Source organism: Achromobacter sp., from assembly GCF_036567245.1.
Lineage (GTDB): Bacteria > Pseudomonadota > Gammaproteobacteria > Burkholderiales > Burkholderiaceae_B > Achromobacter.
Genome location: NZ_DATCUY010000186.1, coordinates 1 through 10,538, shown reverse-complemented (window position 1 = coordinate 10,538; position 10,538 = coordinate 1). Strand labels below are relative to the sequence as shown.

At 66.9% G+C, this 10,538-nt stretch carries 12 protein-coding genes; 8 read left to right on the top strand and 4 right to left on the bottom strand.

Annotated features, from left to right (window positions below):
• Both VIR09_RS07840 and VIR09_RS07835 read right to left on the bottom strand, forming a co-directional pair.
• A partial coding sequence (locus tag VIR09_RS07840) for a helix-turn-helix domain-containing protein (RefSeq protein ID WP_332012368.1) occupies nucleotides 1–240 on the bottom strand: 240 nt, incomplete at its 3' end.
• Nucleotides 241–392: 152 nt separating this feature from the next.
• Nucleotides 393–1,346, bottom strand: a complete 954-nt coding sequence (locus VIR09_RS07835) for a LysR family transcriptional regulator (RefSeq protein WP_332012367.1) — start codon at nucleotides 1,344–1,346, stop codon at nucleotides 393–395.
• Nucleotides 1,347–1,483: 137 nt separating this feature from the next.
• Between VIR09_RS07835 and VIR09_RS07830 the strand changes: the two genes are divergently transcribed.
• Both VIR09_RS07830 and VIR09_RS07825 read left to right on the top strand, forming a co-directional pair.
• Nucleotides 1,484–2,476, top strand: a complete 993-nt coding sequence (locus tag VIR09_RS07830; protein ID WP_332012366.1) for a tripartite tricarboxylate transporter substrate binding protein — start codon at nucleotides 1,484–1,486, stop codon at nucleotides 2,474–2,476.
• A gap of 16 nt (nucleotides 2,477–2,492) precedes the next feature.
• On the top strand, nucleotides 2,493–3,920 hold the full coding sequence (locus tag VIR09_RS07825; RefSeq protein WP_332012365.1) for an amidase: 1,428 nt from the start codon (nucleotides 2,493–2,495) through the stop codon (nucleotides 3,918–3,920).
• 13 nt (nucleotides 3,921–3,933) lie between these two features.
• On the opposite strand, the gene VIR09_RS07820 is transcribed toward VIR09_RS07825, so the two are convergent.
• Nucleotides 3,934–4,974, bottom strand: coding sequence for a metal-dependent hydrolase (locus VIR09_RS07820; RefSeq protein ID WP_332012364.1), 1,041 nt, complete (start codon nucleotides 4,972–4,974; stop codon nucleotides 3,934–3,936).
• A 106-nt stretch (nucleotides 4,975–5,080) separates the two neighbouring features.
• On the opposite strand from VIR09_RS07820, the gene VIR09_RS07815 reads away from it, so the two are divergent.
• The 6 genes from VIR09_RS07815 to VIR09_RS07790 all read left to right on the top strand — a co-directional run bounded on the left by VIR09_RS07815 (nucleotide 5,081) and on the right by VIR09_RS07790 (nucleotide 9,372).
• Nucleotides 5,081–5,719: a DedA family protein gene (locus tag VIR09_RS07815; RefSeq protein WP_207464546.1), complete on the top strand. Its 639-nt coding sequence runs from the start codon at nucleotides 5,081–5,083 to the stop codon at nucleotides 5,717–5,719.
• Between the two features lie 14 nt (nucleotides 5,720–5,733).
• Complete coding sequence (locus tag VIR09_RS07810; RefSeq protein WP_332012363.1) at nucleotides 5,734–6,261, top strand: hypothetical protein; 528 nt, start codon at nucleotides 5,734–5,736, stop codon at nucleotides 6,259–6,261.
• Between the two features lie 46 nt (nucleotides 6,262–6,307).
• The gene (locus tag VIR09_RS07805; RefSeq protein WP_332012362.1) at nucleotides 6,308–6,994 is read left to right on the top strand and encodes a dUTPase; all 687 of its coding nucleotides are present in this window, start codon (nucleotides 6,308–6,310) and stop codon (nucleotides 6,992–6,994) included.
• A gap of 172 nt (nucleotides 6,995–7,166) precedes the next feature.
• Nucleotides 7,167–7,862, top strand: coding sequence for a 2OG-Fe(II) oxygenase (locus VIR09_RS07800; RefSeq protein ID WP_332012361.1), 696 nt, complete (start codon nucleotides 7,167–7,169; stop codon nucleotides 7,860–7,862).
• 59 nt (nucleotides 7,863–7,921) lie between these two features.
• Nucleotides 7,922–8,626, top strand: a complete 705-nt coding sequence (locus tag VIR09_RS07795; protein ID WP_332012360.1) for a 2OG-Fe(II) oxygenase — start codon at nucleotides 7,922–7,924, stop codon at nucleotides 8,624–8,626.
• 14 nt (nucleotides 8,627–8,640) lie between these two features.
• Nucleotides 8,641–9,372 carry a 2OG-Fe(II) oxygenase gene (locus VIR09_RS07790; RefSeq protein ID WP_332012359.1) on the top strand — a complete coding sequence of 244 codons (732 nt, stop codon included), beginning with the start codon at nucleotides 8,641–8,643 and terminating at the stop codon, nucleotides 9,370–9,372.
• Between the two features lie 62 nt (nucleotides 9,373–9,434).
• Here the strand turns inward: VIR09_RS07790 and VIR09_RS07785 are convergent, their stop codons facing one another.
• Nucleotides 9,435–10,370 carry a LysR family transcriptional regulator gene (locus tag VIR09_RS07785; RefSeq protein WP_332012357.1) on the bottom strand — a complete coding sequence of 312 codons (936 nt, stop codon included), beginning with the start codon at nucleotides 10,368–10,370 and terminating at the stop codon, nucleotides 9,435–9,437.
• Nucleotides 10,371–10,538 lie beyond the last annotated feature (168 nt).

Sequence of the window (10,538 nt, the reverse complement as noted above, 5' to 3'; positions counted from 1 at the left end):
GTCGTCCAGCGGCGTCGCCGCCATGCCGGCGCGCACGGCCTGGGCCAGCATGGTCCCGGCGCGGTAGCGGCGCGTGGCGGCGTCCTGGTCGAGCAGCCCGTAGTGCTGCATTTGGTTGAGCAGGCGCGACGCGCTGCTCTTGGGCATGGACAGGCGCGCCGCCACTTCGGTGAAGCTCAGCTCCGACGCGCCTTCCGCGTACAGCCCCAGCACGCGCTGGACGCCATCGAGAATACTCATGCTTGTTCCATAAATCGGAACTTATGTTCCTGTAAGTTGAACAAGAATAATGCAGGGCCTGGAGGGCGGTCAATACGAAAACGCCATGAAAAAGCCCCCGGGGTTGCCGGGAGCAGAAGCCTGCTGGATCAGCAAGTTGAGGGATGGAACCTCTACTCGATTGTCTTTCCGTCCTGCGGCGCACCGCAGAATTGCAGAAATCGATGGAGCGGGGGATGCCGTTCGGCGGCACGCTGCCAAGCGATGATGGTGGGCGGGTTGTGTTCGTGCAGGTCGACCGGCAGGATCACGGCCTCGGCTGCGCGGGTCAGACGTTGCGCCGCCGCTAGCGGCAGCATGACCAGATAATCCGTGCTGCGGATGAACTCGTCAGTAAGCAGCAGGTCGCTCACCTGGATGCCACGCGGCGGCAGGCCCAGCTCGACCCGCAGAAACAGCGCCGTCAGTTTGTCATGCATCATCGTCCCCGGACGCGGCTTGCACCAGGGCTGGGCGTGCAGATCCTTCAGCGTGAGGCGCCGCCGCGCCGCCAGCGGCGATAGCCGCGCATTGGCGACAACCACCAAGGGCTGCGGCGCCACCAGCCGCAAGCGGCCCCGGCCGGGGGCGATCAGCTCGGGCGCGTCGTAGCACACCAGCGCATCCAGCTTGTCGTCCAGCAGCAGGTCCGCCATGGCGCGATATCCGCCGGCCTGCACGTCGAGGACGACGCCCGGCTGCGCCTGGTTGAAGCCATGGATCAACGGCGCCAGGCTCAGTTTGCCCATGTCCGTGGCCACGCCGATCCGCAGCTCGCCTTGGTGCCCACCGCGCACGTCCATGACGGTTTGGGCCAGCCCGCGCGCCTGCGCCACCACGGCCTCCATCATGGGCAAGACCTGGCGGCCCATTTCCGTCGGACGCTTGGCATTGCCGATGCCTTCAAACAGCCTGAATCCCAGTTGCGATTCCAGTTCGGCCAGGGTCTTCGATACGGCCGATTCGCTCACGTTGGCGGCGGCTGCCACCTCCTTGGCCGAGGCCGCGTCGCGCAATGCCAACGCAATCTGCAGATGCCGCAGCTTCAGGCGCAAAGCCAGCGATTCGATGGACGGCAGCTTGACCATTTTCTCAATACCTTAGTCGAATAATTCACTATACGGTAAACCCAAGCGAGCCGATCATAACGCCATAGCGCGTGGCCATGAGCCGCTCCGCGGCCGTCAATGCCGCAGGAGCCATACAGCGCAAACAGGAGACCTCCTTGCCAGTTCGCCCCCGACTTCTCGCCTTCATCCTTGCCGCCGTGACCACGGCATGCCTGCAACCCGGCGCCATGGCCCAGCAACCCGCCGGCGACGACAAGTTGGTGCGCCTGGTGGTCGGCTATGCCGCGGGCGGCGCTGCCGACGCCGTGGCCCGCGCCTATGCCGAACAATTGCAGGCGGCGGGGTACGCCAATGTCATCGTCGAGAATCGTCCTGGCGCATCGGGACGGCTGGGTTTCGACGTGGTGAAACGCGCCAAGGCGGACGGGCTTACCCTGTACCTCGGCTCGTCGCCGATGTTCGTGATCTTTCCGCTGACCTACAAGAAGCTGGGATACGACCCGGATCATGATTTGCGCCCTGTCGCCCTCGTGGCAGACGTGCCTACCGGCGCCGTCACGGGCGCTGCCCAGCCCTACGGCAACATGGCCGAATACGTGCAATGGGCCAAACAGGCGCGTTCAAAGGCGACCCTGGGCCTGGCGACGCAAGGCAGCCCCGGCCAACTGGGAACAATAGAAATGGGCGGCCAGAACGGTTTGGAGGTCGTACCGGTGCTCTACCGCGGCGCCGCGCCCATGCTGGTGGACGTGGCTGGCGGCGAGGTATCGATGGGCTGGGACGCCGTCGCCAGCATGCTGCCGCTGTATAACGCCGGCAAGGTGAAATTCCTGGGCGTGGCTGGCAGCCGCCGCCTGCCCACGCTGCCCGATGTGCCGACGCTGCTGGAACAGGGCTACCCGCAATACCAGCATGCCGCCAGCTGGTATGGCGTGTACGCGCCCGCCGCCACGCCGGACGCCACCGTCGCCCAGCTGGAACAGGCGTTCGTCGCGGCCGGCAAGCGGCCGGCGCTGGTGCAAAAGCTGCAGACCGCGGGCTTCCTGGTCGAACCCCAGGACGCGCAGGCCGCCAAGCGCCGCATCGGCGTGGAGCGCGCGCACTGGGCCCCCATCGTCAAGGCCGCCGGCATTTCCTTCGACGAGTAGGCGGAACGTGGATTCGATGAGCGATTCTCTTTGCGAGTTGAGCGCGATCGAGGCCGCGCGCCTGATCCGAACCAAGGCGGTGTCCCCGGTCGAGCTGGTGCGCGCCTCTCTGGACCGGGCCGAGCGCCTGCAGCCCGTCCTGAACTGTTTCATCACCTTGTGCGCCGACCAGGCCATCGCCGAGGCCAGGCTTGCCGAAGCCGCGCTGATGCGCGGAGATGCGCCGGGAATCTTGCATGGCCTGCCCTACACGGTGAAGGACTTGGTCAATACCGCGGGCGTGAGGACCACCTTCGGCGCAGTGCCGTTCAGCGCGAACGTGCCGGCCGAAGACGCCGTGGCCGTGGCACGGCTGCGCCAGCAAGGCGCCATCCTGATCGGCAAGACCACGACGCCAGAGTTCGGATCCAAATCCATGACGGATTCCCCGCTATTCGGCCATACCCGCAACGCCTGGAACCTGGAACGCACCTGCGGCGGTTCGAGCGGCGGCGCCGCGGCGGCAACGGCCGCCGGCATCACGGCGCTGGCGGTGGCCAGCGATGGCGGCGGCTCCACCCGCATTCCCGCAGCATGCAACGGCGTCGTGGGATTCAAGCAAAGCCTGGGCGCGATCCCGCACAGCCAGGCGCAGGATGCCATCGGCAACCAGACCTACGTGACGCCGACCACGCGCACAGTGGCCGATACACGCTTGATGATGGCGGCCATGGCCGGCCCGCATGACTGCGATCCCTGGTCCCTGGGCGTACCCAAGGCCGACTATGCCGGCGCTGCTGCCATCTCCGAGACGCTACGCGGCAAGCGCATACGCTACTGCGCCGCGCCTCCCGACCGCCCCGTGGCTGCCGACGTACGGCGCGCGTTCGAGGCGGCGCTGGCGCGCCTGGCCGACCTGGGAGCGGAAGTCGAGCCATTCGACGGCGCCGGTTTCGATGTCGAGCCGATCTGGCGCGTCATCAACCACACCGTGTGGCGCACCCGCTTCCTGCCCCTGATCGAGCGCGAACCCGACGCTTACAGCGCCACATTCCGGCGGCAAATCGCCACGGCCGCAGCGTTCAGCGCCCAGCAATACCAGGAAGCCATGTTTGCGCGCACCGCGCTCTACCGCAAGGTACAGGCGCTGTTCGACCGGGCCGACCTGCTCGCCATGCCGACCATGTCGCGCACCGCCTTGCCGCTGGGCACGGACATATTCGACACCATGGACATCGACGGCCGCTCGTACGGCGACATCCGCGCCCATTGGTATCCGTGGACCATGCTGTTCAATCTCACCGGCCACCCCGCCGTCAGCGTGCCTTGCGGACTGGGCCAGGATGGCCTGCCGGTGGGTTTGCAATTGGTTGCCCCCTACCACGGGGACCTGCAGCTGCTGCTGGCGGCCGAGGCCTACGAGCAGGCCTGCGCGCCGCTATCGCGGCCGCCGGTCATCGCATAGTCCGCGTCCCAGCCTATCGCGTCGACAACTCCGACCACTGCGCCAGCGGCAAGGCCGGCTGCGCGTGCAGGATGCGGGCCAGCACCAGCTTCAGCTCGCTCCAACCGCCGCGCTCGCTGGGCCAGAGGGAAGGGGTCACCGTCTGCCAGCTGCCGTCCGCGGCGCGCTCCGCCATCTTGAAGCGGAAGGTGTAATGACCCGCCATGCCCATGCGCAGGTCCGTCACGACCAAGGCATTGCCGATGATGTCGTAACGCAGCCAGTCGTCCGTGAACCAGCGCAGGCGCTGGTGCAGCGGCGCGTCCGCCAGCGCCTGCGCCACGTCCAGATTGAGCGGTTGGCGCAGCCATTCCGGCGCGTCCCGGTCGAACAGGCTGCTGACCGATTCGTAGTAGTGACCATCGGGCGTCTTGGCGATGACGCGCCACACCAGCGTGTTGAAAGGCATGGGCACGGCGCGCAATTCGCTGACGGCGATGCCCTGCCCCTGCATCGCTGCGCGCACGCGATCCTCCGCCGCGATACGGCCGGCCAGCCCGAATCCCAGATAAGCCGTGCTGAAGACCAGCGCCGCGGCCAGCAGCCTGCGCGCCGTGCGCGTCATGCCGAAGCCGATGGCGAACAGCACCGCCAGCAGCAACGGCACGGTATAGACCGGATCGATGATGAACACGGCCGCCCAGCTTTCGGGGATGAGCGCCAGCGGCCAGAATAGCTGCGTCCCGTAGACCGTGAAGGCGTCCAGCACCGGATGGGTCACCAGCACCAGCCACAAGGTCAGGAACAGCCGGCGTCCGCTGTACGGCGCCTGCGGCCAGTATTTGCGGATCAGCCAGGCCAGGAAAGCCGCCAGGCCGGTCAGGACGAAGAGCGAATGCGAGAAACCGCGGTGGTAGGTCATGAGCGACACCGGGTCCGGGTAGCTCATCAGGACGTCCAGGTCCGGCACCGTAGCCAGCGCGGCGCCGTAGATCAGCGCCCGCCTGCCCTGTACCCGCCCCAGCAGGGCCCCCTGTATGCCCGCGCCCAGTACGGCTTGCGTAACCGAATCCATAACTCTCCAACAATTAGCTTCATCCAGACGGACTATACGGCGCACCGCCGGTTCCGCAGGCGTTAACATACCCGATTGCGTTCAGCTAAATTTCAACTTTGTATCTATGGACCAATACGTCGACCAGATCGCCTTGTTCATCGAGGCCAACCAGGCCTGGGCGGGCCCGATCACCTTCCTGCTCACCCTGGGCGAATCGATGGTGCTGCTAGGCCTGTTCATCCCGGCCACGGCCCTGATGCTGCTGACCGGCGGCCTGATCGGCGCCGGCACCCTGAACCCCTGGAGCATCATCGCCTGGGGCATCGCCGGCGCCATCGTGGGCGACGCCCTGTCCTACTGGCTGGGCCGCTGGGCCGGCCCCGGCGTCCTGCGCCGCTGGCCGCTGAAGCAGCAGCGCAGCGGCGTGGCGCGCGCCCGCCTGTTCTTCTACCGCTACGGCTTCGCCTCCGTGCTGATCGGCCGCTTCCTGGGGCCGATCCGCTCCACCATCCCCACCGTCGCCGGCGTGATGGGCATGGGGCACAGCCGCTTCCAGCTGGCCAATGTCACTTCCGCCATTCTCTGGATGCCGTTGATGCTGGCGCCCGGCTACATCACGGCGCGCAGCCTGGGCACGGCGGACAATGCGCAACAGATTGCCATGATGATCGGCGCGGGACTCTCGGTGCTGCTAGGATGCGGGCTGTTGATAGCCATGCTGCGCAAGCGCCGGGTCCCGGCGCGCCAACGCCGCGGCAACTGAACCGGAGAGGGGTAATGGCCATAGATGGGGAGCCCAGGAATGGCGACTTCGCGCGCTATATCGAGAACCTGACGCGTGCCGGCGGCGTAACGCCCGGCCAGGTTCCGGACAAGCGCTCAGGCTCCCGGCCGGCGGCCTCCCCCGTGTCCCCGCCGCCACCCGCGCCTGCCACCCGTTCCGACAATCTGTCCAGCGCGCCCTGGGGCAATTCCGCGCCGCCATCCCAACAGCCCTGGCAGGCTCCCACGGTTCCAGGGCAGGAGGACACCGCCGCGGCGTCGATGGCCCGCCACGCCACCCAGCGCAAGATCGGCATCATCCTGACCGTGGGCGGCATTCTGGCGGGCTGGGCCGCGGTGCGCATCATCGTCGGCGCCTTGCGCGGCCCCGGCTTCAACCTGGATGAAGCCATGCCCGCCATCTTCCTGGCGTTCTTTGCCATCATGCTGTTCAAGGCCGGCCGCAGCGCGCGCAATCCGCGCAACAAGGCAGCCCTGCCCCCGCTCAAGCGCTCGTCGTACCGCAAGGATGGCAACGCCTGAGCCCGCGGGCAATGGTGCTAACATTTCCGCCGCTGTCGAAAGACCCATGAACCACGGAGTGAAAGTGAATAACGTAGTCGGATTGAACCAGGCCCAGGCGGCCACGATGCTGAAGCTGCAGGGCCACTTGAACAGCATGATCAATCCGGATTGGGTCAACGGCGGAGCCCGCTTCCTGCGCGCCGCCTTCGTCGAATCCGCGGAAGCGCTGGAACACTACGGCTGGAAGTGGTGGAAGAAGCAGACCATCGACCTGCCGCAGGTGCAGATGGAGCTGGTGGACATCCTGCACTTCTACCTGTCGCACACCATCGTGCAGGCCCGCGGCGACATCGCCGCCGCCTCCGGCGCGCTGGTCGCCGACCTGTCCGGCCCGGCCTCGGTCGCGCTGGACGGCAAGACCCATGCGCTGGACCAATTGAACGTGCCCGAGCTGCTGGAACTGATCGGCGGCCTGGCCGTGTGCGGCCGCGCCAGCTTCAAGGTGCTGGAACAGACCATGACGTCCTGCGAGATGAGCTGGAACGACGCCTACACGCAATACGTGTCCAAGAACGTGCTGAACATCTTCCGCCAGCAGCATGGCTACAAGGAAGGCACCTACATCAAGATCTGGAACGGCGAGGAAGACAACGTGGTGCTGGCCCGCCTGCTGTCGCAGCTGGATCCCGCGCGCGAGGACTTCGCCGATACGCTGCACCGCGAGCTGGAACAGGCGTACTCGCGCCTGTAAGCCGCGACCGTTGCCGCCCGCCTGAAAAACGCCGCATCCGCGGCGTTTTTCTTTTGGAAAGCCCAAGCGCAACAAACGGAGTTTCAAGAAATCGCTGGATTTCTATACTGGGCTTGCCTGCAATCATCAGGAGGGCCAGGCATGCGCGCTGCGGTAAGCGAGGGACGGGAACATGAACGAAGCCGGCAACTATGACTGGAATGACGTGGAGCACGCGCTTGCTGCCCACGGCAACGCCGTCCTGCCCGCGCTGGTGCCCCCCGCGCAATGCCGCGGGCTCGCCGCCCTGTACCCGGACGAAGCGCGCTTCCGGTCGCGCATCGTCATGGCGCGCCATGGATTCGGACGCGGCGAGTACAAGTACTTCGCGTATCCCTTGCCGCCGCTGCTCGACCGCCTGCGCCATGCGCTCTATGCCCGGCTCGCGCCGATAGCCAACCGCTGGAATCAACAACTGCGCGCGGATACGCAGTACCCGCCCGAACTGGACGCCTTCCTGCAACGTTGCCACCGGGCGGGCCAGGCCCGCCCCACGCCCCTGATGCTCCAGTATGGCGCGGGCGACTACAACTGCCTGCACCAGGATCTCTATGGCGAGCATGTGTTTCCGCTGCAGGTCGCCATCCTGTTGTCTGAGCCTGGCAAGGATTTCACTGGCGGCGAATTCGTCATGACGGAGCTCGCGGGCAGAGGCCAGCGCGCCGATGTCGTGGCGCTGAGCCAGGGCGACGCCGTGGTGTTCACCGTCAATCAACGGCCCGCGGCGGGAGCGCGCGGCCCGCGCAAGGTCGCCATGCGGCATGGCGTAAGCCGCGTGCGCAGCGGCCAACGCCACACCGTGGGCCTCATCTTCCATGACGCGACATGACGGCATGCTCGCTTCCACACGAACCAAACCCTGATGAGAACCTTATGCATGACAGCGGCATGACCGCCCTCGAGACCCGCCTGGAGCGCCTGGATTGGGCGGACATCGGATCGCAGCTCAATGCCGAAGGCTATGCCGTGCTGCCCGGATTGCTGGACACCGAGCTGGCGCGCAGCCTGGCGCGGCAGATCGACGCGCCGCAAGCCAGGCGGGTAAGCCTGGAATCCAGCGGGCTGGGGCGCGGCGAGCTGTACTACTTCGACGCCGGCATGCCGGCGCCGCTGGAGCAGTTGCGCGCAACGCTGTACCGCCGGCTGACCGGCCATGCCAATCGCTGGAACGAGCTCATGGCCGCGAGTCCTCGCTATCCCGCCGAGCTGGCGGAATTCCTGGCGCGCAACCGGAGCGCGGGCCAGGCCAGGGCGCTCTCCCACTTGAACCGGCTCGGCGTCGACGACTATGTAGCACTGCATCAGCGGAATGACGGCGAGCAGGTCTTCCCCATGCAGGTGATCGCGCTGCTGTCCGAACCCGCCGATGGTTTTCAGGGCGGCGAATTCGTGATGACGGAGCAGCGTCCGCGCATGCAGTCGCGTCCGCTGGTGGCGCCGCTCAAGTTCGGCGACGCCGCCATCATCGCCACGGCGGAACGCCCCTTCCCGGGTTCCAAGGGCTACTACCGCGTCAATCTCAAGCATGCCGTCAGCCGTGTGCGCGAGGGCGAGCGCATCGGCCTGGAACTGTTTTTTCACGATGCACCGTAATGCCGACCAGCGCCATGCCCACATCGACCCTGCCACGCGAGTCGCATGAAACCCGGATTGCCGCGGCGGACTGGCATGCCGTCGAAGACGCGCTCGGACGCGACGGCTACGCCGTGCTGCCTGCACTGCTGACCTCCGCCCAGTGCAAGGAACTCGCGGGCAGCTACGCCGACGAAGCGCGCTTTCGCAGCCGCATCGTGATGGAACGCTATGCCTTCGGCCGGGGCGAGTACAAGTACTTCAGCTATCCGCTGCCCGACGCGGTCGAAGGCTTGCGGCAATCGCTCTATCCTCGCCTGGCGCCGATCGCCAACCGCTGGCATGCCACCATGCGGATCGAGGAGCGTTTTCCGGCGACCCACGACGAGTTCCGCGGCATCTGCCATGCGGCGGGCCAACGGCGGCCCACGCCGCTGCTGCTGCGGTATCGGGCGAACGATTACTGCTGCCTGCACCAGGACCTGTACGGCGATCACGTCTTTCCGTTCCAGGTCATCTTCCTGCTGGACGAGCCCGGGCGCGACTTCGAGGGCGGCGAACTGCTGTTGGCCGAGAGCAATCCCAAGCAGGCCGGCCGGGCCGACGTGGTGCCGCTGCGGCAAGGCGATGCCGTGGTGCTAGCCGTCAACCACAGGCCGGTGCGTTCGGGGCGCGGCTACTACCGCGCCCATCTGCGGCACGGCGTGAGCCGGCTGCGCAAGGGTGAGCGGCACACGCTGGGCATCATCTTCCACGACGCCAAGTAAAGCGCCGCGCCAGCGGGCCACGCAGCCGCCAACGGCAGCCGCGCAGCCCGGCGCCAGGATCGTCAGGCCGCGCGCGCAGTTTCGATAGCCGCGTCCCACACGGAAGGCGTACCGATCTGCCGCCGCAACTGCTCGGTGAAAGCGCGGATGCGCGCATTGGCGCGCGGCATGGCGCGCAGCAGATAGATACCGCTTTCCGGCGGCGGGCTGGCGTCCTGCAACGTCATCTGCACCAGGCGGCCGGCGCCGATGTCCGCGCCCGCGGACCAGTTGGGCATGAGCGCGATGCCCAGCCCTTCCAGCGCCGCGAACCGGCGCGCGTCGCAGTCGTCGCATTCCAGGACGAATCTGGCGTCCTGCGCCCACTGTCCATCGCCCAGTTCACGCCAGCCGCGCACGCTGGTGCTGTGGCGCCGGTCGATGAGGCGATGGCGCGACAGGTCCGCCAGCGTGCGCGGCACGCCATGGCGCTCCAGGTATGAGGGCGCAGCGCAGATCAGGTAGCGGTGGCTGCCGATGCGCTGCCCGATCAGGCTGCTGTCGGGCTGCTGCCCCACCCGTACCACCACGTCCATGCGTTCGACCACCGGATCCACCACCCGCTCGGTCAGTTCCAGTTCCACCTGCAGTTGCGGATGGCGCTCGCCCAGCTGTTGCAGCATGGGCACCACGTAGCGCCGCGCGAACGCGGGCAGGCAACTGACCCGCAGCAGGCCTTGCACGGTCTGCTCCAGTGAGATGACTTCGGACCGCGCCTCGGTCATGTCGTGCAGGATCTTCACGGCGCGCTCGTAGAGCACCTCGCCGGCCTCGGTGGGCATCAGGGCGCGGGTGGAGCGCACGAACAGCGGCACCTTGAGTTCGGACTCCAGCGCGCCGATCTGCCGCGCCACGGACGAGGCCACCATGCCGCGGCGGCGGGCCACTTCGGAAAAGCTCTGGGCGCGGGCGACGTCGACGAAGATGGACAGGCTCTCGGCGAATTTGACGGTTTTCATTTGTGCGTATGACGCAAAAGGCTTTGGCGCGGGACGCCAGCTTTCCTGGGGGATTTGCCAATTACGATACCGTGCATGGCTGCACTTTGGCAATTTTGACAAAGATAGACGGCCGAATACAACGACGATAAGCCCAGGAGACCCGCATGCCCCCGATCCCCGCCCCCC